This is a genomic window from Embleya sp. NPDC056575 (assembly GCF_042793325.1).
In the GTDB taxonomy this organism is placed as follows: Bacteria; Actinomycetota; Actinomycetes; order Streptomycetales; family Streptomycetaceae; genus Embleya.
In genome coordinates, this window is sequence record NZ_JBHTVA010000110.1 from 1 (window position 1) to 21322 (window position 21322).

Annotated in this window: 15 protein-coding genes; 14 read left to right on the top strand and 1 reads right to left on the bottom strand. The window is 71.0% G+C overall.

The window, feature by feature from the left end; genetic code table 11:
* The 14 genes from ACFRCG_RS45595 to ACFRCG_RS45660 all read left to right on the top strand — a co-directional run.
* Window positions 1-560, top strand: a 560-nt coding sequence (locus tag ACFRCG_RS45595; protein WP_380042572.1) for a PstA family ABC transporter permease, incomplete at its 5' end; no start/stop codon positions are given.
* Complete coding sequence (locus ACFRCG_RS45600; protein WP_380042573.1) at window positions 557-2179, top strand: phosphate ABC transporter substrate-binding protein PstS; 1623 nt, start codon at window positions 557-559, stop codon at window positions 2177-2179. The genes ACFRCG_RS45595 and ACFRCG_RS45600, both read left to right, overlap by 4 nt.
* Before the next feature lie 193 nt (window positions 2180-2372).
* A complete protein-coding gene (locus tag ACFRCG_RS45605) occupies window positions 2373-4649 on the top strand; it encodes a hypothetical protein (RefSeq protein WP_380042574.1) in 2277 nt (758 codons plus the stop codon).
* A complete protein-coding gene (locus tag ACFRCG_RS45610; protein ID WP_380042575.1) occupies window positions 4646-5620 on the top strand; it encodes a sortase in 975 nt (324 codons plus the stop codon). The genes ACFRCG_RS45605 and ACFRCG_RS45610 overlap by 4 nt, the downstream gene beginning before the upstream one ends.
* A gap of 176 nt (window positions 5621-5796) precedes the next feature.
* Window positions 5797-6513 carry a phosphate ABC transporter ATP-binding protein gene (locus ACFRCG_RS45615; RefSeq protein WP_380042594.1) on the top strand — a complete coding sequence of 239 codons (717 nt, stop codon included), beginning with the start codon at window positions 5797-5799 and terminating at the stop codon, window positions 6511-6513.
* Complete coding sequence (locus ACFRCG_RS45620) at window positions 6491-6877, top strand: hypothetical protein (protein WP_380042576.1); 387 nt, start codon at window positions 6491-6493, stop codon at window positions 6875-6877. Before ACFRCG_RS45615 ends, ACFRCG_RS45620 begins: the two co-directional genes overlap by 23 nt.
* Before the next feature lie 127 nt (window positions 6878-7004).
* Complete coding sequence (locus tag ACFRCG_RS45625; protein ID WP_380042577.1) at window positions 7005-7943, top strand: MerR family transcriptional regulator; 939 nt, start codon at window positions 7005-7007, stop codon at window positions 7941-7943.
* 42 nt (window positions 7944-7985) lie between these two features.
* Entirely contained in the window at window positions 7986-9734 is a 1749-nt protein-coding gene (locus tag ACFRCG_RS45630) for a 3' terminal RNA ribose 2'-O-methyltransferase Hen1 (protein ID WP_380042578.1), read from the top strand.
* Window positions 9731-12331: a polynucleotide kinase-phosphatase gene (locus ACFRCG_RS45635; protein WP_380042579.1), complete on the top strand. Its 2601-nt coding sequence runs from the start codon at window positions 9731-9733 to the stop codon at window positions 12329-12331. The genes ACFRCG_RS45630 and ACFRCG_RS45635 overlap by 4 nt, the downstream gene beginning before the upstream one ends.
* Window positions 12332-12607: 276 nt before the next feature.
* Entirely contained in the window at window positions 12608-14044 is a 1437-nt protein-coding gene (locus tag ACFRCG_RS45640) for an APC family permease (protein ID WP_380042580.1), read from the top strand.
* Between the two features lie 121 nt (window positions 14045-14165).
* Window positions 14166-15392 carry an arginine deiminase gene (locus ACFRCG_RS45645; protein WP_380042581.1) on the top strand — a complete coding sequence of 409 codons (1227 nt, stop codon included), beginning with the start codon at window positions 14166-14168 and terminating at the stop codon, window positions 15390-15392.
* Between the two features lie 141 nt (window positions 15393-15533).
* The gene (gene argF / locus ACFRCG_RS45650; protein ID WP_380042582.1) at window positions 15534-16535 is read left to right on the top strand and encodes an ornithine carbamoyltransferase; all 1002 of its coding nucleotides are present in this window, start codon (window positions 15534-15536) and stop codon (window positions 16533-16535) included.
* Between the two features lie 154 nt (window positions 16536-16689).
* The gene (gene arcC, locus ACFRCG_RS45655; RefSeq protein ID WP_380042583.1) at window positions 16690-17625 is read left to right on the top strand and encodes a carbamate kinase; all 936 of its coding nucleotides are present in this window, start codon (window positions 16690-16692) and stop codon (window positions 17623-17625) included.
* Window positions 17626-17861: 236 nt separating this feature from the next.
* Window positions 17862-18917 (top strand): hypothetical protein, encoded by a 1056-nt coding sequence (locus ACFRCG_RS45660; protein WP_380042584.1) that lies wholly within the window; start codon window positions 17862-17864, stop codon window positions 18915-18917.
* Between the two features lie 898 nt (window positions 18918-19815).
* Here the strand turns inward: ACFRCG_RS45660 and ACFRCG_RS45665 are convergent.
* Window positions 19816-21126, bottom strand: coding sequence for a TerD family protein (locus ACFRCG_RS45665; protein WP_380042585.1), 1311 nt, complete (start codon window positions 21124-21126; stop codon window positions 19816-19818).
* Window positions 21127-21322 lie beyond the last annotated feature (196 nt).

The following is a 21322-nucleotide window of genomic DNA, read 5'->3' on the forward strand; positions in this document are numbered from 1 at the left end:
TCGCCGGCCTGTTCGTCTACGCCTTCTTCGTCATCTCGCTCGGCCAGGGCTTTTGCGGCCTGGCCGCGGGTCTGGCGCTGTCGGTGGAGATGATGCCGGTGGTCACCCGCGCCACCGAGGTGGTGTTGCGCCTGGTGCCCAACGGCCTGCGCGAGGCGTCGCTGGCCCTGGGCGCCGGGGAGTTCCGCACCCTGTGGAACGTCGTACTGCCCACCGCGCGCAGCGGCCTGGTCACCGCCGTCATCCTCGGCTGCGCCCGCGTGGTCGGCGAGACCGCGCCCGTGCTGCTGGTCGCGGGCGGCGGCGCGGGAATGAACTGGGACCCGTTCAGCGGTGTGCAGACCTCCCTGCCGTACTTCATCTGGGTGAACTACAAGTCGCCCAGCGACGAGCTCAACTCCCTCGCGTGGGGCGCCGCCGTGACCTTGCTGCTCATCGTCCTCGTGCTGTTCTCCCTCGCGCGCCTGATCGGCGGTCGCGCCCCCGGCGAGTCCGGACGCCGCAAGCGGCGCCGCGCCGGCGCCGCCACCAAGTCCCTCACCCCGGAGCCCACTTCATGACCAGGACCACGCGCCTGCCCGCGCATCTGCTACGCGTGGCGATCGCGTCCGTGCTCGCCGTCCCCCTGCTCGTCCTGCCGTCCGGCACCGCCTCGGCCGCCGCCGGCATCCACGGCAGCGGCTCCACCTGGAGCTCGCCCGCGACCATGCAGTGGTCGGCCGACGTCGCTGCCCGCGGCCTGGCGGTCGACTACACCCCCAACGGATCCACCGCCGGACGCAACGACTTCATGAGCCACCTGGTCGACTTCGCGGTCTCGGAGATCCCCTTCCAGGGCAACTACGTCGACCGGGCCGGGCAGGCGACCAACGAACTCGCGCGCCTGCAGGCCGACAACACCAAGTTCAAGTACCTGCCGATCGTCGCGGGCGGCACCTCGTTCATGTACAACCTGAAGATCCGCGGCCAACAGGTCCGCAACCTCCAACTGTCGCCGCGCACCATCGCCGGGATCTTCACCAACCAGATCAGGGTGTGGAACGACAAGGCGATCAAGGACGACAACCCGGCCCTGTCCCTGCCCGCCACCCCGATCACCCCGGTCGTGCGCTCGGACGGCTCGGGCACCAGCGCGCAGTTCACCGCCTTCTTGACCAACCAGGTCAACGACATCTGGCGGCCGTTCTTCCCCGGCGGCATGACCTCCGAGTTCCCGGTCAAGGGGGCCACCAAGGCACAGGCCGGCTCCGAAGGCGTGGCCAACTACGTCGCGGCCGGATACGGCGAGGGCGCGATCACCTACGTCGAGACCGCCTACGCGATCCAGCGGCAATTCCCGGTCGCCTCGGTCAAGAACGTCGCCGGCGTCTACACCCAGCCCAGCTCGGACGCGGTGTCCATCGCGCTCACCAAGGCCCGGCTGAACCCGGACAGCACCCAGATCCTCGACGACGTCTACACCAACCCGGACAAGCGCGCCTATCCGATCTCCAGCTACAGCTACATGATCGTGCCGGCCGCCAAGCAGTTCTCCTTCGACGAGTCCAAGGGCGAAACGCTCGGCAAGTTCATCAAGTACTTCCTGTGCGCCGGTCAGGGACAGGCGCCACGGCTGGGATACTCGCCGCTGCCCCCCAAGCTGGTCGGCTTCGGCTACGACGCGATCAAGTCGATCCCCGGCGCGCCCGACCCGGGGGCACTGCCGGCGAACCTGGACAAGCCGACCAAGGCGGACCACGACGCCTGCCCGAACCCGACCTTCGACCCGGCCTGGGTGCCGCCGGAGCAAAAGCAGCAACAACAACAGCCCCAGCAGGGCGGTCCGGGCGGCGCCAACAACCAGAACAACAACGGCACCAACAACAACGGCACCGGCGGCAACACGCCCAAGCCCGGTGACACGCCGGGAGCCGCCGGCGGGGGAACCGGCGCAACCCAGGGGCCGGACACCGGCGGCGGGGCCACCCTCGACCCGGGCACCGGCGAAGTCGTGGCCGGCGGCGACAAGTCCGGCCCCGGCGGGCCGGTCAGCGCCGGATCGGTCGAAGCCGGCGACTCGCCGCCGCTGCCGCCGGTCTGGTTCTACGCACTCACCCTCGTGTGCCTGACGGCCGCGGTGTTCGGCGCGCCGTTCCTGTACAGCCGACTCGGTCGAGGACGTGGCCCCGATGTCCGCTGACTCGCGCGAGAAGGCCGCGTCGGGTGACCGGGAGATGTCCGGTCCGTACGCCGCAGGCGAACTTTCGAACACCGTGTCGGATTCCGCTCCCCCCGTGCCGCCGCGCCGCGCGAGGATCGGCGCGGGTCGCTTTCGCCGGGGGGAATCGGCGGGGAAATCGGCCTCTAACGGGGGCGAGGGAAGTGGGGTTGCCGTGAGCGGCATCGAGCGTTCCACCGCTTCGCCGGGCCGCGCGTTGTCCGTCGCCGGCGTCATCGCGCTGTGCGTCGCGCTGCTCGCCGGGTGGCTCGGCGTGGTCGCCGGGACGGCCGGCGCGGCCGAGCCCGCCGCCCGCCCGGCGGTGACGGTGTCGCAAAGCACCAACCTCGTCAACCAGCGCATCCTGGTCAAGTGGACCGGCTTCACCCTGGCCGCCGGTACCAACAGCGTCGTTGTGATGCAGTGCAAGGGCACCACGCCCCGACCTCGGGACTGCTGGTCGCCGACCTACACGGAAAACGGCGTCTTCCAACAACCCGACGGCAATCCGCCGATCCTCGCCACCAAGCAGACCGGAGTGCCCACCCGCGCGGACGGATCCGGAGAGGCGTGGCTCCAGGTCAGGCCGGCGCTGCGACTGCCGCAACTGGGCTGCTCGGACCGACAGGCGTGTTCGGTCGTGGCATTCGTGATGCCCGAGGCGGGCAGTACGGCCACCTCCTTCCAGGCGAAGCAGCACATCGATCTGGGTGTCCAGTACCAGATCACCGACACCGACATGGACCTGGCCTTCGCCGCCGGACAGGTGGCGGTGACGCCGCTGTCGTTCATCCCCGCGCCCGACGCGTGCCCGGGCATGGAACACCCGGACCTGTCGGTCAGCGGCACCGGCGAGTTCTCCCAGGCCGGCGGCTCGTGGGTGTTCGGCTTGTGCGGCGCGCGGACCAACCCCGTGAACATGACGGTCAGTTCCGGCTCCGGCCCCAACGCCCGCGAGGTCTTCCTCCGGGACGGGGCCGACATCGGTGTCACCCAGCAGCCCATCGGCGGCGCGCTCGACCAGGCTCGCCCGGTGTCGTTGACCGGCACCCGGGACAAGGACAAGACCGTGTACGCGCCGCTGACCAACGGTGCGCTGGCGATCGCGTTCAACATCGACGACGCCGGCACCCACGAGCCGATCACGTCGATGAGCCTGACCCCGCGCCTGGTCGCGAAAATGATCACCGGGGCCTACACGACGGGGCCGCGCGGGCCGGGCGCGATCATCAAGGTCTACGACGACCCCGAGTTCAAGGCCATCAACCAGGCGCACGTATGGCCCGTCGCCGACCGCAGCCCGATCCTGCGCGGCGTCCAGGACGACATGATCTGGGCACTCACCGCCTGGCTCGCCGCCGACCCGGAAACGGCCACATGGCTCTCCGGAACACCGGATGCCAACGGCATCGTGTGCCCGCCGGAGTGGCGCGTCGGCGCGGCGACGTACCCGCTGGCGGTGTACACCAACCGCCTCGAGGCCCAGTCCAACGTGAACGTGCCGCAGACGGTGTACGAGGACATCGTCAACCGCCTGGGCAACGCGCTGCCGATGAACCGCACCGTGGGCGACTTCGGGCCCAAGGACGACGGCCAGGACGCCTTCGGTTCGCACACCGTGATGGCCGTGACCTCGGTCGAGGCGGCCCTGCGCATGGGCACGCCGGTCGCCAAACTCCGCAACGCCGCAGGCAACTTCGTGGACCCGACCGACCCCGCGACCGTGCGCGCCGGAATCGCCGCCGCCAAGCCGGGCCCGGACGGGGCGACGCTGACCAACGACTACCGCAGCACGGCCGCGAACGCCTATCCGCTCACCGCCACCGACGTGGCGATGGTCTCCACCGACAAGCTCACCGCCGCCAAGGCCGCCAAGATCGACACCTTCCTCGCCTACGCGGCGACCACTGGGCAAACGCAGACGGGCACCTTCCAGCCCGGCGCGCTGCCGCCCGGCTACACCCCGCTCACCGACGCGCAGAAGCAGCAGATCGCGGACGCCCGCAAGAAGATCGCCGACGCGCCCAAGTGGACCGGGGAAACCCCGCCGCCCACCAACCCGCCCGTGAACGGGAACACCGACAACAACACCGGTACCTCCGCGGGCACCAGTGCCGGCAACACCGGCATCCCGAACACCCCGGTCACCGGCGACCCCGGCGCCTCGCCCTCGGCCGCGCCGTCGACCGCCGCGCCCTCCACCGCACCGGTGGGTGCCGCCGCGCCGCCGGCCGACAAGGGACCGTTCCCGAAGGTCGCCAGCGTGATCAAGGACGCGCTCGACGGCGACGGGTCCGCGATCGTGCTGCTCGTACTGATGTGCGTGAGCGCGGGCGCGCTCGTCGCCTGCCCCGTACTGCTCTCCCTCGGACACAAACGCCGCACCGGCACCTGGCCACCACCGGTGGCCGCCGTCCTGCGCCTGATCGGTCGCCAGGGAGTGCCCGCATGACCGCCGACACCGTCTCCAAGGCCCCCGCGACCGCGCCGGCGACCGCCCCCGAGACCGCACCCGCACCCGCGCCTGCGACCGCACCCGCAGGCGCCGGCGCCGGCGGGCACCCGCCGGCGACCGCGGGCGGGGCCCGCGCGAGCCGGGCCGACCCGTACACCGTCGCGGGCGCCGCGGTCGCGCTGCTCGCGCTGCTCATCGCCGGCTTCGTCGGCTACGTGTACGTCGTCTCCGACATCCAACAGGCCCGCGACCAGAGCATCCTGGCCGACCGACTCTCCGACGAGCTCTACCGCGACGTCGCCCCCCTCGGCGGCACCATCGCCAAGGGCAGGCCGGTGGCGATGTTGCGGATCCCCGCGATCGGCCTGCGCCAGGTCGTGGTCGAGGGCACCACCGCCGACTCGCTCGCCAAAGGCCCCGGACACCTGCGGACCAGCGGCCTGCCCGGACAGGGCGGACACAGCGTGATCATGGGCCGCGCGTACAGCTTCGGCGGCCCGTTCCACGACCTCGACGACCTGCGCGTCGGCCAGCGCGTCGAGGCGACCACCCAGCAGGGCGATTTCACCTACAAGGTGATCGAGCGCAGGCACATCGCCAACGGCAAGGACGACGTGCTCGCCCCCGGCCGGGAGAACCGACTGGTGCTGATCACCGCCGACTCGTGGATCCGCCCCGGCGGACGCACGGTGGTCGTCGCCGAACTGCAGGGCGCCCCCAAGGCCCAGGAGGGCCGGCGTCCGCAAGGTCTACGCGCGGACGAAAAGGGCACCGGCGGCTACGCGAACGCCGGCGTGCGACTGCTCCTGTGGGCGCAGGCGTTCACCATCGTGGTCGCCGTCCTGGTCTGGGCCCTGCGCCGCCACCCCGATCGCCGAGTCACGCTCCTGCTCGGCACCCCGGTCGTGCTCGCCGTCGTGTGGGCACTGTACGAATCCGCCGCACGCGTACTCCCGGCGACGCTCTGACGCCGGTTCCCGTCCCACTCCACACCCCGGAGGCTCCGCACGTGACCAGCCCGGACAGCGGTGCGACGACTCTCGCTCCCGCAGCCGAGACCCAGCCCTTACCGGCTCAATCCGCCGGCGGGCGTGGCTCGACGCTCACCGCGGAGACCGTCAGCGCCTGGTTCGGCACCCACAAGGTGCTCGAACGTGTCGACCTCGTGATGGCGGCCAACTCCGTCACGGCCCTGATCGGGCCGTCCGGCTGCGGCAAATCCACGTTCCTGCGCATCCTCAACCGGATGCACGAGCTGGTACCCAGCGCTCAACTCGCGGGCCGGGTCCTGCTCGACGGCGAGGACATCTACGACCCCGCCCGCCGGCCGATCGAGACCCGGCGCCGGGTCGGAATGGTCTTCCAAAAGCCCAACCCGTTCCCGGCGATGTCCATCTACGACAACGTGGTCGCCGGCCTCAAGCTGACCGGCGTGCGCAACGCGGACAAGGACGCCGTCGTGGAGTCCTCGCTGACCCGCGCCGGCCTGTGGACGGAGGTGCGCAACCGACTCAGGCAACCCGGCGGCGCGCTGTCGGGAGGCCAGCAGCAACGTCTCTGCATCGCCCGTTCGCTCGCGGTCGACCCGGACGTGCTGCTCATGGACGAGCCGTGCTCGGCCCTGGACCCGACCTCCACCAGGCGGATCGAGGACACCATCGGCGAGTTGCGCGACCAGGTCACCATCGTCATCGTCACGCACAACATGCAACAGGCCCAACGTGTATCCGACCACTGTGCGTTCTTCCTCGCGGCGGAGAACACCCCCGGCCACATCGTCGAGGCCGGACCCACCACCGCGATCTTCGGTGCCCCCCGCGACCCCCGGACGGCCGACTATGTCGCCGGTCGCTTCGGATGAGCCGCAGGCCCCGGACGGTACGCCGGAACGGCACGCGCGCTACGACGTCCACCTGGACGCCGAGCAGCACGTGCGGTGGCGGCTCATCGCCCCGAACGGCCGCGTGCTCGCGCGGTCCGCTCGGGGCCATGTCACGGCGGGGGCCTGCCGCATCGAGCTCGACCGGCTGCGTCGCCGGGTCGTGGACCTGGTGCCCGTCATCGGACGGGCGACGGGGGCGCCGGGCTGGTTCTGGAGCGTTGCTCTCGAACCCAGCGCCCCCGTCGCGTTGTCGGCCCGTACCTACGAGCGCCTGGAGAGTTGCCAGGTGTCCTACGAGAGATTCGTCCGCCTGCTGACCGTCACCGAGCCCGACGACTGGTGACCCGGGCGCGCCCGCCGCGATCGCACCGATCGTGGCGGTGCGCACCCGCGGCGCACCCGCCCGGCCCGGGGCGGTGGACCCTCCCGTCACGGGAGAGGGCACCGTGGTCGGTCGGGAGGTGATGAGGATGTTCCTCGGCATCGGAGACTTCGCTCGCGCCACGGGCCTGACCGTCAAGGCCCTGCGCTGGTACGACGAACAGGGCGTACTGATACCCGCCGACGTGGACCCGGGCACGCGGTATCGCCGCTACTCGGTCGGTCAACTCGAACACGCGGGCGTGGTCCGCGCGCTGCGGGCGGCGGGAGTGCCACTCGCGGAGGTACGGATCGCGGTGGCCGCCGGCGGCTCCCCGCAGCAGGCCCTGCACGCCCGTCGTGAGGCGGTGCGCGTCGAACGGGCGCGCGAGGACCGGGCACTCGCGGCGGCCGAGCGGGTGCTCGCCGGCACGGAGGCGCGCTACGACGTGCGGGTGCGGCCCACCCGGGCGCAGGCGTGGGTCGGCGTCGTCGAGTACGTCGCGACGCCCGGGGGCGGCGCGGAGCCGGCGGGTGCGGGCGCGGGAGGTGCGGGCTCGGGCACGGTGGTCGCGGGGGCGGACGGGGCGGTCGTGGACGCCGATGTCGCGGTCGAGGAGGCACTGTTCGACCTGTACGCGAGTCTGGCGGCGGACGGGATCACCCCGAGCGGCCCCTTCAGGCTGGACCTGGGCCGACCCGCCGCGGAAACCGGCGCCGAGATCGCGCTGTGCCTGCCGCTGTCCGCGCCGGTGCCCGAGGGCTGGTCCGTTCCGGGCCGGCAGACGGTCGCCGGCATGCGCCCGGCCGGTCGCGAACTCGCCACCGACCACCCGGTCACCGACGACGACCCCGACGACGACACCGCCGTGCATCCGGCGTTCGCCGCCCTCGTTCGCGCCGCCGCCGAACGGGGCCTGTCGATCGACTTGGGCACGCTGCGACAACACTGCCCGCGCGAGGTGCCGGGCGCGTCCGGACCAGGGACGTCCGGGACGGCGGTGGAACTGTCCGTGGCGGTCGAGGGTGCGCACCCGACGGGCGAATAAAGCGATCGTCGACACCGGTACATCTGACACATAATCGGTCCGGTGTTCCTGACCATCGCAACCACGCATCGGCCCGCCACCGACCTCGGCTTCCTGCTGCACAAGCATCCCGGGAAGGCCCAGCGGTTCTCCACCACCTATGGCAACGCCCACGTCTTCTACCCCGAGGCGGACGAGGCACGCTGCACCGCGGCGCTGCTGCTCGACGTCGACCCGATCGCGCTCACGCGCGGGGTCAAGCGGGGCAAGGGAGCCAAGGGCTCGCCCGACCTCACGCTCGCGCAGTACGTCAACGACCGGCCCTACGCCGCCTCCTCGTTGCTCGCGGTTGCGCTCGGCACGGTCTTTCGCACCGCGATGCAGGGGCGCTGCGACGCGCGCCCCGAACTGCCCGCGATGGCGCTGCCGCTGGAGATCGAGGTGCCCGCGCTTTCCGCGCGCGGTGGCGCGGAGATGGTTCGGCGGCTGTTCGAGCCGCTGGGGTGGCAGGTGCGGACCGAGACCGTGCCGCTCGACGCGGGCTTCCCGGAGTGGGGTGAATCGCGTTACGTGCGGCTGGCGTTGGCCGGCACCATGCCGCTCGCGGAGGCGCTGCGGCAGTTGTACGTGCTCCTCCCCGTGCTGGACAACGCGAAGCACTACTGGGTCGCGCCGGACGAGGTGGACAAACTCCTCCGCGCCGGCGAGGGTTGGCTGGCCGCGCACCCGGACCGTGACCTGGTCGCGAGCCGATACCTGGCGCGCCGAGCCACCCTCACCCGCAGTGCGATCGAACGACTGGCCGAAGTCGACGAGACCGCGCCGGAAGACCTCGACAACGCGATACCGGACGAGCCGGACGACGACCCGGGGCCGGGATCGGGGCCTGCGGTCGCGACTGACGACGCGGCTCCCGCAGCCGTCACGGTAGCGAGCACCGGCGCTGCGCCCGCGCCTGCGGGCGTCACGCACACGCCGGCGACGGGTACGCCGACGCCCGCGACCGCCACGTCCGTGCCCGCGACTTCGGGTGTTGTGCCCGCGACCGCTGTCGTGTCGTCTGCGTCCGGGACCTCCGTTCCTGCGGGCGAGGTCGCCGGCGGGGGCGGCCTGTCGCTTGCCCGGCAGCGGCGGGATGCGATTCTGGAGGCCCTGCGGGCGGCCGGCGCCGAACGGGTGCTCGACCTCGGGTGCGGCGACGGCAAGTTGATCCAAGCCCTGCTCCGGGAACCGCGTTTCCGCGAGATCGTCGGCGTCGACGTGTCCGTCCGCGCGCTCACCATCGCCGAGCGCAAGCTCAAGCTCGATCGGATGTCGGAGCGCCAACGCGATCGGGTGCGCCTGATCCAGGGTGCGCTGACCTACACCGACAAGCGGCTCGTGGGCTACGACGCGGCGGTGCTGTGCGAGGTGATCGAGCACTTGGACGAACCGCGCCTGCCTGCCCTCGAGTACGCGGTACTCGGCGCGGCCCGGCCGGCGACCGTCGTGGTCACCACGCCCAACGTCGAGTACAACGTCCGCTACGCGCCCGAGGAACCGGGCGGCCACGGTCTCGCCGTCGGCGCCATGCGCCACGGCGACCACCGCTTCGAATGGGACCGCGCGACGTTTCGTGCCTGGGCCGAACGGGCGGCGGCGACCTACGGCTACGCGACACGCTTCGAACCGGTCGGCGAGGTCGACCCCGAGGTCGGCCCCTCCACCCAGATGGTCGTCTTCACCCGTACCGACGCCGGCGCGGGCGCGATCACCCACACCGGCGCCACCCCCACCCCCACCGACGACGAAGGCACCGGAGCGACGGCATGACCCACGACGCGAGCGCCCGCCGCGCACTGACCATGCCCGACCTGTGTCTGGTGGTCCTGATCGGCACCACCGGCGCGGGCAAGTCCACCTTCGCCCGCACCCACTTCAAGCACACCCAGGTCCTCTCCTCCGACTACTTCCGCGGCCTGGTCGCCGACGACGAGAACGACCAGTCGGCCTCCGGCGACGCGTTCGAACTGCTGCACCACGTCGCCCGCATGCGCCTGGCCTCCGGTCGGCTGACCGTGGTGGACGCGACCAACGTGCAGCGCGAGGCCCGGGCGCAACTGGTCCGGATCGCCCGCGACCACGACGTGTTCCCGGTCGCGATCGTGCTGGACATACCCCAGGACGAATGCCAGGCGCGCAACGCCGAGCGCCCGGACCGCATGCACCTGCCCCCGCAGGTGATCCAGCGCCAGCACCGCGACATGCGCCGCTCACTGCGCGGTCTCCAGCGCGAGGGCTTTCGCCGGGTGCACGTGCTCTCCGGCACCGACGACGTCGCGCGCGCCGAGATCGTCCACGAGCGCCGCTACAACGACCTGCGACACCTGACCGGTCCGTTCGACGTGATCGGCGACATCCACGGCTGCCGCGCCGAACTGGAGTCGCTGCTGGTCGAACTCGGATACACGCTCACCCGCGACGAGGCCGGGCGGCCGGTCGACGCGGCGCACCCCGAGGGCCGCACCGCCGTCTTCGTCGGCGACCTGGTCGACCGCGGGCCGGACACGCCCGGCGTACTGCGCCTGGTGATGGGCATGGTCGGTGCCGGACACGCCCTGTGCGTGCCGGGCAACCACGAGAACAAGCTGGTGCGCGCACTCAAGGGCCGACAGGTCAAGACCACCCACGGCCTCGCCGAATCGCTCGAACAACTGGCTGCGGAGAGCGAGGAGTTCCGCACCGAGGTGGTCGACTTCTGCGAATCCCTGGTCAGCCACTACGTGCTCGACGGCGGTCGGCTCGTGGTGTGCCACGCCGGTCTGCCGGAGAAGTACCACGGCCGGATGTCCGGGCGGGTGCGCAGCTTCGCGCTGTACGGCGACACCACCGGCGAGACCGACGAGTACGGCCTGCCGGTGCGCTACCCGTGGGCCGACGAGTACCGCGGCAAGGCCACCGTGGTCTACGGTCACACGCCCATGCCACGCGCCGTGTGGGTGAACAACACGATCTGCCTGGACACCGGCGCGGTGTTCGGCGGCGAGTTGACCGCGCTGCGCTGGCCGGAGCGCGAACTGGTCGCGGTAGAGGCCGAACAGGTCTGGTACGAGCCCGTGCGACCGCTCGTCTCGGCCACCCCCGGTGGTCGCGACGGGCGCGCCCTCGACCTCGGCGACGTGCTGGACCTGGCCCCCGGCGGGGTCGGTCGCCGGCACATCGAGACCGCCGGCGCGGGCCTGGTGACGGTGCGCCAGGAGAACGCGGCCGCGGCCCTCGAGGTGATGAGCCGGTTCGCCATCGACCCGCGCTGGCTGGTCTACCTGCCGCCGACGATGGCGCCCTGCGCCACGAGTACGCTGCCCGGTCTGCTCGAACACCCGGCCGAGGCGTTCGCCCAGTTCCGCGCGGACGGCGTCACCCGGGTGATCTGCGAGGAGAAACACATGGGCTCGCGTGCGATCGCCCTGGTTTGTCGGGACGAGGCCGTCGCACGCGCGGCGTTCGGCGTGGACGAGGGGATGGGCGCGGGCGCGGTGTGGACCCGCACCGGGCGCGGCTTCTTCCCCGACCGGGCGACCACCGACGGCTTCCTCGACCGTGTGCGCGGGGCGATCGACGCGGCGGGCCTGTGGGCCGAACTGGACACCGACTGGTTGCTGTTCGACGCCGAGCTGATGCCCTGGTCGGCCAAGGCGCAGGAGTTGCTGCGGCAGCAGTACGCGTCGGTGGGCGCGGCCGCGACCGCCGCGCTGCCGGTCGCCGGCGCCGCGCTGGCGCGTGCGCTCGAACGCGGGATCGATGTCGGGGACCTGGCCGACCGGATCGCCGGACGCACGGCCAACGCCCGCGCGTTCGTGGACGCCTACGGCCGCTACTGCTGGCCCACCGACGGCCTGACCGGGCTGCGCTTCGCCCCGTTCCAGGTGCTCGCCGGACGTGGCGGCTCCTACCTGGGCCGCGATCACGAGTGGCATCTCGCGCTCGCCGACCGACTGGTCGCGGCCGACCCCTCGGGGCTGCTCGCGCCCACCGGGCGACTGATCGTGGACGTCACCGACGAGGAGCAGGTCGCGGCCGGCATCGCCTGGTGGACCGAACTGACCTCCACCGGCGGCGAGGGCATGGTGGTCAAGCCGCTCGCGGGCGAGGCCGACCGCGTCGCCAACCGGCGCGTGCAGCCGGGGGTCAAGTGCCGCGGTCCGGAGTACCTGCGGATCATCTACGGCGCCGACTACACCGAACCGGTGAACCTCGACCGGTTGCGCGACCGCGGCCTCGGCCACAAGCGCTCGATGGCGCTGCGCGAGCACGCGCTGGGCACGGAGGCGCTGGCGCGGCTCGTGTCGGGCGAGGCGCTGTGGCGCGTGCACGAGGCGGTCTTCGCCGTACTCGCGCTCGAATCGGAACCGGTGGACCCGCGGCTTTGAGCCCACGCCACCTGTTCGCAGCAAGGGCGGCATCCGCGAGAACGCGGATGCCGCCCTTTTGCAGGTGAATGCCGGAAACTTCGGGTATGTCGCTTCAAAGCCATGTGCCGATCGCGGCGGGTCTAAGGTCCCGGGCCGATCGGTCCGAGCGTCGCCGCAGGTGGGGACCTGTGTCGGAGGTCGGGGACCCGGGTCCGGGTGCAGGATTCGAATGTGGCGGAAAGCGGCGCCGAACACACTCGACGCCGGGTCGCCTCGACACACGGAGGAGCAGCGATGAGCCACGCGGTGGACCCCAAGTCCGCGACCGTCACATCGGCGCCCCCACCCGCGGCGGACGACCCGGATCCGGCACAGGGCACCCTCGGCCTGCCGCAGGCGACCGCGCTCGTGATCGGCGGCGTGGTGGGCACCGGGATCTTCCTGTTGCCGGCCACGCTTGCCAAGTACGGCACCATCAGCATCCTCGCCTTCGGCCTGGTCACCGTCGGCGCGCTGGCGATCGCCGCGATCTTCGGCAAACTCGGCGCCCGCGTCCCCGCGGCCGGCGGCCCGTACGCCTACGCCCGGGAGGCGTTCGGCGAGTTCCCGGGCTTCCTGAACGCGTGGTCCTTCTGGATCACCGCGTGGGCCGGCAACGCGGGCATCGCGGTGGCCTGGGTCGGCTACGTCAACTACTTCCTGCACTGGGACTCCACGCCGGGCAAGATCGCGATCGCGCTCGTCGGCCTGTGGATCCCGGCCCTGATCAACCTGTCCGGCGTCAAGAACATGGGCCTGTTCCAGGTCGTCACCACCGTGCTCAAGTTCGTCCCGCTGATGTTCGTCGCCATCGTCGGCCTGTTCTTCATCGACAACGCCAATTTCGGCCCGTTCAACGCGAGCGGCAAGAGCTTCCTCGGCGCCCTCCAGGTCTCCGCCGCGCTGGTGGTGTTCGCCTACTCGGGCATCGAGGCCGCCTCGGTCGCCGCGGCGAAGGTCAAGGACCCCCGACGCAACATCGGCAGGGCCTCGATCCTCGGCACGCTCGCCTGCGCCGCGGTGTACATGCTGAGCACGATCGCGGTGATGGGCAACGTGCCGCACGGCGAACTCGTCGACTCCTCGGCCCCGTTCTCCGACGCGCTGAACAACATGTTCGGCGGGAGCGTCTGGGGCGGGCTGATGGCCGCGATGGCGATCGTCTCCGGGATCGGCGCGCTCAACGGCTGGACCATGCTGTGCGCGGAGATGCCGTACGCCGCCGCCAGGGACGGCATGTTCCCCCGCCCGTTCGCCGAGGTCAACCGGGCGGGGGTACCCGCGTTCGGCATCCTCGTCGCGACGGTTTTGACCTCGGTCGTGGTCGCGGTGAACTACCTGTGGTCCGAGGACGCGTTCGAGACGATCCTGCTGCTCGCCACCGTCACCACCGTGATCCCGTACCTGTTCTCCGCGTCGGCGCAACTGTTCTGGCTGGTCACCCGCGAGCGCCCGGTCTCTCGCGCGGCGCTGGCCAAGGACCTGGTCATCGCGGTCGTGGGCTTCGCGTTCACGCTGTGGATGGTCTACGGCGCGGGCTCCGACGCGGTGCTCAAGAGCCTGATCATGCTGCTGCTCGGCATCCCGGTCTACATCTGGGTCAAGGCCGCACGCGGCGAGTACGGCCCGGGCGGCGCCGAGGCGCCCCCCACCGAGCCCGCGGACATCACCGTCGACATGCGCGGGCACTAGCGCGGTGCGCGCCCGGCGCGCGCATCGTGTCCCCACGAACCGGAAACACCATCCGCAAGCCTGTCCGGTCCCGACGACCGGCACGTACACCGCAGTTCGCAACGGTCAGGAGGACCATTCCATGGGGTTCCACGTCGAGTCGGAGACCGGTCGTCTCAAGCAGGTGATCCTGCACCGTCCGGACCTGGAGATGAAGCGGCTGACCCCGACGAACAAGGACGAACTCCTGTTCGACGACGTCCTGTGGGTCAAGCGGGCCCGCGAGGAGCACGACGCCTTCGCGGACGCGCTGCGCGATCGGGGCATCCGCGTACACCTGTTCACCGACCTGCTGCGCGAGACGCTCGCGAGCGAGCCGCCGGCGAAGAAGATGGTCCTGGACCGCGTCTTCGACGAACGCGAGTTCGGCCTGCTCGCGGTGGATGAACTGCGCGGCCTGTTCGAGGGCTTCGACGTCAACGAACTGGTGCGCTACCTGGTCGGCGGGATCACCAAGCGGGAGATCCTGGAGTACATGGAGGAGCCGCACAGCGTCGCGTTCCACACCATGGACGTGGACGACTTCGTGCTCAAGCCGCTGCCCAACCACATCTTCACCCGCGACACCTCGTGCTGGGTCTACGACGGTGTCGCGGTGAACGCGATGACGATGCCCGCCCGCCGGCGCGAGACGGTGCACTTCGAGGCGATCTACACCTACCACCCGAACTTCGCCAAGGGCGACTTCAACGTGTGGAACCCCGGCCAGAACAGCTTCCCCGCGACGATGGAGGGCGGCGACGTCCTGGTCATCGGCAACGGGGCGGTACTGGTCGGCATGAGCGAGCGCACCACCCCGCAGGGCGTCGAGGCACTGGCGCGGGCACTGTTCAAGCACGGCTCCGCGACCAAGGTGGTGGCGCTGAGAATGCCGAAGAAGCGCGCGTTCATGCACCTCGACACCGTGATGACGATGCTCGACGGCGAGACGTTCACCAAGTACGCGGGCATGGGCATGCTGCCCTCGTACACGATCGAACCGGGCGACGACGAGGAGGCGCTCAAGGTCACCGACCACCCCGCCCACGACATGCACAAGGCGATCGCGAGCGCGCTGGACCTGTCCGACATCCGGGTCCTGGCCGCCACCCAGGACGTGCGCTCGGCCGAGCGCGAGCAGTGGGACGACGGGTGCAACGTCCTGGCGGTGGAGCCCGGCGTGGTCTTCGCCTACGAACGCAACGTCACCACGAACACCTTCCTGCGCAAGAACGGCATCGAGGTGGTCACCATCCGCGGCAGCGAACTCGGCCGCGGCCGCGGCGGACCGCGCTGCATGAGTTGTCCCGTCGAGCGCGAGGCCGTCTAACCTGGCGGTTTGCCGATCCGTACGACCGTCGCCCGACCGTCGTGCACCCGCGTGCGATCCGTCGAACCCCCGTGTCCGACGGCTCCCCGCTCCCCGATCCCCCGGATCCCCCGATCCCCGTTCGAAGAGAAGCCCGGAGCCATGGCCTTCAATCTGCGTCACCGCAACTTCCTCAAGGAATTGGACTTCACGCCCAAGGAGTTCAATCACCTGCTCGACCTCGCCGCGGACCTGAAGGCCGCGAAGTACGCGGGCATCGAGCAAAAGCGCCTCGTCGGCAAGAACATCGCGCTGATCTTCGAGAAGACCTCGACCCGCACGCGGTGCGCGTTCGAGGTCGCCGCGTACGACCAGGGCGCGGGCGTGACCTACCTCGACCCGAGCGGCTCGCAGATCGGCCACAAGGAGTCGATGAAGGACACCGCGCGGGTGCTCGGCCGGATGTACGACGGCATCGAATACCGGGGCAGCAAGCAGGAGTACGTCGAGGAACTCGGCAAGTACGCGGGTGTGCCCGTGTGGAACGGCCTGACCGACGAGTGGCACCCCACGCAGATGCTCGCGGACATGCTCACCATGCGCGAACACTCGGACAAGCCGCTGCACCGCGTCTCGTTCGCCTACCTCGGCGACGCCCGCAACAACATGGGCAACTCGCTGCTGATCACCGCCGCGATGCTGGGCATGGACGTACGCATGGTGGCGCCCGAGGCGTTGTGGAACCACCCGGAGATCGTCGACAAGGCCAAGGAGATCGCGGTCGGGACCGGGGCCACGATCACCCACACCGCCGATGTCGCCGAAGGTGTCAAGGGCGTGGACTTCCTCTACACCGACGTGTGGGTGTCCATGGGCGAGCCCAAGGAGGTCTGGGACACCCGGATCGCGCAACTCAAGGCGTACCAGGTCAACATGGACGTGGTGAAGGCGACCGGGAACCCCAAGGTCAAGTTCATGCACTGCCTCCCCGCCTTCCACGACCGCAACACCGCGGTCGGTCGGGACATCTTCGACAAGACCGGCATGGAGGCGCTGGAGGTCACCGACGAGGTCTTCGAATCGGAGTTCTCGATCGTCTTCGACGAGGCCGAGAACCGCCTGCACACGATCAAGGCCGTCATGGTCGCCACTCTCGGCGACTGACCCGCGGCAGGAGGATCGACGCGGCCCGGGCACCGGACCACCGGTACCCGGGCCGCGCGTGGTTACGCAGCACCCCATTCATCCTGTTTTGCCGCGACGATGCGATCGGCCGACCGCCATTCGCGATCGTCGCCCCGGACCGAAGGGATCCACCATGCGCGTCGTCGTCGCCCTCGGCGGAAACGCGATGCTTCAGCGCGGGGACAAGCCCGACGCCGACATCCAACTGCACAACATCCAAAAGGCGGTCAAGTCGCTGGCCCCGTTGGCGCGCGAGCACGAGCTGGTGGTGACCCACGGAAACGGTCCCCAGGTCGGCGTATTGGCCCTGCAATCCGCCGCCGACCAGTCGCTCAGCCAGCCCTACCCGTTCGACGTGCTGGGCGCGATGACCCAGGGCATGATCGGCTACTGGCTGCTCCAGTCGCTGCAGAACGCGCTGCCCGGCCGCCAGGTGTGCTCACTGATCAACCAGACCCTCGTCTCCACCGCCGACCCCGCCTTCCAGGACCCGACCAAGTTCGTCGGCCCCGTCTACGAGGAGGACGAGGCCAAACGGCTCGCGCAAGAGCGCGGCTGGATCGTCAAGCAGGACGGCAAGTGGTGGCGCCGCGTGGTGCCCTCGCCCAAACCCGCGCGCGTGGTGGAGACCCGGGTGATCCGCCAACTGCTCGCCTCCGGCGCGGTCGCGGTGTGCGCGGGCGGCGGCGGCGTGCCCGTGGTGCGCAACGAACTCGGCCAGCTCACCGGCGTCGAGGCCGTGGTGGACAAGGACCTCACCGCGGCGCTGCTCGCCGAAGCCCTCGACGCCGACGCGCTGTTGCTGCTCACGGACGTGCCCCGGGTGATGCGCGGATTCGGGCAGCCCGACGCGCAGGAGATCGCCAACGCCACGCCCATGCAACTGCGCGCCGGCGACTTCCCGGCCGGGTCGATGGGGCCCAAGGTCGACGCCATCTGCCGGTTCGTCGAGATGACCGGTGACATGGCGGCGATCGGCGCGTTGGATCAGGCCGCGGAGATCCTGCGGGGCAATGCCGGGACGATCGTCACGCCGAGCGGCAAGTATCCGGAGACCAGCCTGCTCTGATGGGGGTTCGGGGGGTGGTGCTCGGCGGTGGGCGCTCGGTGCCTGGTTGTCGGGGTCGGATGTTCGGCGCACCGCGGTCGCTGGTGGGCGGTCGCCGGTCGGTCGTCGGTACGGACGACCGGGGTGGTTCGGGACGCGGCGGACCCGCGGGAACGCGGGCTCGCCGACGATCTTTTCGAGCGCGGATCGGTAAAGGGTCTGGTCCGATCGACCCGTGTGCTGTGACCATGTCGAGCATGGCCGTCTCCGTGATGCCTGCCGCCGACACACTCGCCCGAACGCTGCTCGCCGCCCGAGGCGCGGAGTGGGGGGACTGGTCCGTCGAAGCCCTCCAGGAAACCGCCGGGCGACTCGGCTGGGAGACTCGCCGGGACGAGGACGGGCGCCTGGTGATCGAGACCGGCATCCCCGGACTGCTGTGCCGGGGCGATCCCGGCGAGCACGCCGAGGGAGCGCCGTGCGTACGCCTCACCGCTCCGCTGCCGGTCCGCGTGGATCCGCCGCCGCCGACGCCGGGCCTACAGGGCCCCGTGGTGCCCGGCCAGTACTCCTACGGCGGCGGAGGCGGGATCGGCGCCTGGGGCACGGTGCCGTATGTCCGCGACCGCGGGCGGGAGTTGGACGCCGCGCACACCCGGCTCGGCGCGGCGCTCACCGCGACCCTGGGGCCCGCGCCCTGGCGTGGCGGGCCGGCCGCGTGGTTGCGGTGGCGGTCGCGCCGGATCACCCTGCGGCTCTCGCGCGACGACGCGAACGAGGCGCTGGTGATGGAGCTGTTCCCCACCCGCGCCGGCGAGGCCTTCGAACGGCGCGGATTCGAGCGCGCGGAATCGCTCGCCGGACTGCCGTACATCTGGTGCGTCAGCCGGCCCGACATGAGCCTGGCCGAGCTGTTCCTGCCGTTCGGGCCGGACCCGCACGACTGGGCCGACTTTTGCGACGCGCTTCCACGCGTACTGTCCTCGCTGGTGGTGGACATGCCCCTGGTCGGATGGGTGGAACCGGTGCTGCTGGTCTTGGGCGACGTCGCCGAACCCGCGCACACGGCCGAGATCCGGGTCGGACAGGACCGGCTCGAACTCGGCAACATGCCGGGCAACGGACGCCAGGTCTGGCTGCGCCCCGGCGCCGAACACGCGGTCGCGGCCGCCGAGTCGATCCTGGAGGCATTCGCCCACTGGGGCATCGACGGCGTCCGCAGACTGCGCACCCGGGCGTGGACGTCCGGCGGATACGTCGACCTGCCGGGCATCGGCGTACGCCCGGAGGGAACCCACCCGGACGACGCGTGAGCGGCCACGGGGCGGCCGGACGGGCGTAGGGCGACCACGGCCCGGCCGCAGGCGCCGAATGGCCGCGCGCGCCGGCGGCGCCTGCATGGGCGTAGCCCGACCGCAGGCCGCCCGTAGGCGCCGAGCGGCCACACTGGAGGCGCCTGCATGGGCGAAGGGCGAACTGCACCGGCTGAAAGCGCCGAACGGCTGCACCGGCGCCTGCGACCGCGGTCATGTCCGCAACTGCGCCTGCACTTGCGGGCGTCCCCGCGTCGGTGAACGCGAACGTGCCCAACGCCCGCCCACGACCACCAACCCGCCCGCGACCGGCGATGTGGCCGTCCCGGCGACCGCGCCCGACGGCTGCGTGCGCGCGCCTGAGCCTTCCGGGGCTTGCGCCCGCGACTGTCGTGATCGCACTCGCAATCGTGACGGTGCCTGCGCCCGCGACTGCCGTGATGGCACTTGCGACCGTGATGATGCCTGCGCCCGCGACCACCCGTGATCACTCGCGACCGGGACGATACCCCTGCGGCCTGCACCTGCGACCGAAGGCTCCTGCGACCCCGGGCGCGCCTTGGTCCCGGCCGCCGGCCGTGAGTCCACGCCCGCGACTACATTCGTGCGCCTGGGCCGTCGACCAAGTGCATACTCGCCATTCCTCCCGCACGCCAGCGGCTGCAACGGCGACAGAGGCCGCACCTGCGATCACATTCGTGCGCCTGCGCTCGCGACCGAAGTGCGTACCCGCGATCGTTCCCGTGCCCCTGCGCCTGCAACCGAGGCCGCACCTGCGACCGCTCTCCCCGCCCGTGCGCCGGCGACCGAGTCCACGCCTGTGATCACCCGCGCCCGCAGTCGCATCCGTGCCGTGCCCGCAACGTGCGCGAGCCCGGGCGCGGGCGTCGGCTTCGCGTCAGTCCTTCGTGCCCGCCCGCCACTGCAGGCCCCAGCCGTACGCCTGGTCGACCTTCTCCTGGTTGCCCTTGATGTAGCGCACCTCGCGCTGGATCGTCAGATCCCCACCCTGGTTCTGCACCAACGCGATCGCGCACGACCGCGCCGCGCCGCCGGTCTCGTCGAGCCTGATCTCCAGCTCGGGTCCGGTCGCCGGCGTGAGCGTCACCACCGCCTGCGCGTCGTCGAACGTCACACCCTTGTAGATGAACGCGAAGATCAACAGGCGCTTGAAGCTGCTCTTGTGATCGAGGTTGATGAACAAGTTCTCGCCGGCGGCATTGGCGCCCGTGCGGTCGTCGCCGTCCAGGTACACGTACGGGGGCGAGTCGGCCGAGCCGAACGAGTTGCCGAGCGCCTGCACGATCCCCTTCCTGCCGTCGGACAGCTCCCACAGGCAGCACAGGTCGAGGTCCGTCGGCCCCATCAACCGCTTGAGCATGCCGCGCCCGGGAGCGGCCTGAACCCAGTTCAGGTTCACCCGCATCCGACTCCCGGTGATGCCCTCCTTGCTCAGCGAGACCATCGGCGACGCCTTGGTCAACGTCACCTTGCTCAGCCGCACCGGCGGCCGGGCCGGGGTGCTCGGGGCCGGCGACTGCCGGGTGACGGGCGGCGGCGTGGAGGCGGGCCGCGGCGCCGGCTCGGGCTTGCGGACGTTCAGCCGGGGCGGAGCCGGTTGCTGCACCGGCGGCGGAGGCGGCGGCGCCTGCACCCGCGGGGGAGCGGGCGGCGTCGGCGGGGCGGTCACCGAGATGCCGAAGTCGGTGGCGAGCCCTTCCAGACCGGTCGAGTAGCCCTGCCCGATCGCCCGGAACTTCCAGGCCCCACCCCGGCGATACAGCTCGCCCGCGAGCATGGCGGTCTCCACGGTGGCGTTCGCGATGTCGAACCGGACCAGGTCCACCTCGGCCCCCGGATCGCTCACCAGCAGGTGCAGATCCCGGATGCCCGCGAAGGTACCGTTGTGCGCCGACGCCGCGAGCACCACCCGATCCACGCTCGCCGGCATCGATCCGAGATCGATCTCCAGCGCGTCCCGCGACCAGGTCCCCTCGTCCTTGCCGACGTGTCGCACCGCACCGGACGGATGGGTCGGCTGGTTGTAGAACACGAAGTCGGCGTCACTCGCGACGCGACCGGACGCACCCAACAACAACGCCGACGCGTCCAGACCGGGTGTACCCGGCCCCGGCCGCCAGACGAGGACCGCGCGCACCTTCGCGGGGGTCACCGGCGTGTTCTGTCCCTTGCCCAACTGCTGCACCATGGACACGATCGTCACACGAGTGTGCTCATCGGTTCATCCCTTGGCGCGAAAAAATCGGGCGCCCACTCGTACGGGTGAGTAAAACCTGGGTGAAACGTACCCGCGTGTCCGCTATTCTTGCTCGCCTTGCCCGGGGTGTTGCGGGCCGGAGTCGGCGTTCGTCACGCATCAGACTCCGCGCAACGAAACCAAGAGT

Bases quoted from the DNA above. Each gene is read 5' to 3' on its own strand.
- ACFRCG_RS45625 (WP_380042577.1), top strand. From the start codon at position 7,005: ATGTTCCTCGGCATCGGAGACTTCGCTCGCGCCACGGGCCTGACCGTC.
- argF (WP_380042582.1), top strand. From the start codon at position 15,534: ATGGCCTTCAATCTGCGTCACCGCAACTTCCTCAAGGAATTGGACTTC.
- arcC (WP_380042583.1), top strand. From the start codon at position 16,690: ATGCGCGTCGTCGTCGCCCTCGGCGGAAACGCGATGCTTCAGCGCGGG.
- ACFRCG_RS45640 (WP_380042580.1), top strand. From the start codon at position 12,608: ATGAGCCACGCGGTGGACCCCAAGTCCGCGACCGTCACATCGGCGCCC.
- ACFRCG_RS45620 (WP_380042576.1), top strand. From the start codon at position 6,491: ATGTCGCCGGTCGCTTCGGATGAGCCGCAGGCCCCGGACGGTACGCCG.
- ACFRCG_RS45635 (WP_380042579.1), top strand. From the start codon at position 9,731: ATGACCCACGACGCGAGCGCCCGCCGCGCACTGACCATGCCCGACCTG.
- ACFRCG_RS45610 (WP_380042575.1), top strand. From the start codon at position 4,646: ATGACCGCCGACACCGTCTCCAAGGCCCCCGCGACCGCGCCGGCGACC.
- ACFRCG_RS45600 (WP_380042573.1), top strand. From the start codon at position 557: ATGACCAGGACCACGCGCCTGCCCGCGCATCTGCTACGCGTGGCGATC.
- ACFRCG_RS45665 (WP_380042585.1), bottom strand. From the start codon at position 21,126: ATGGTGCAGCAGTTGGGCAAGGGACAGAACACGCCGGTGACCCCCGCG.
- ACFRCG_RS45660 (WP_380042584.1), top strand. From the start codon at position 17,862: ATGGCCGTCTCCGTGATGCCTGCCGCCGACACACTCGCCCGAACGCTG.
- ACFRCG_RS45645 (WP_380042581.1), top strand. From the start codon at position 14,166: ATGGGGTTCCACGTCGAGTCGGAGACCGGTCGTCTCAAGCAGGTGATC.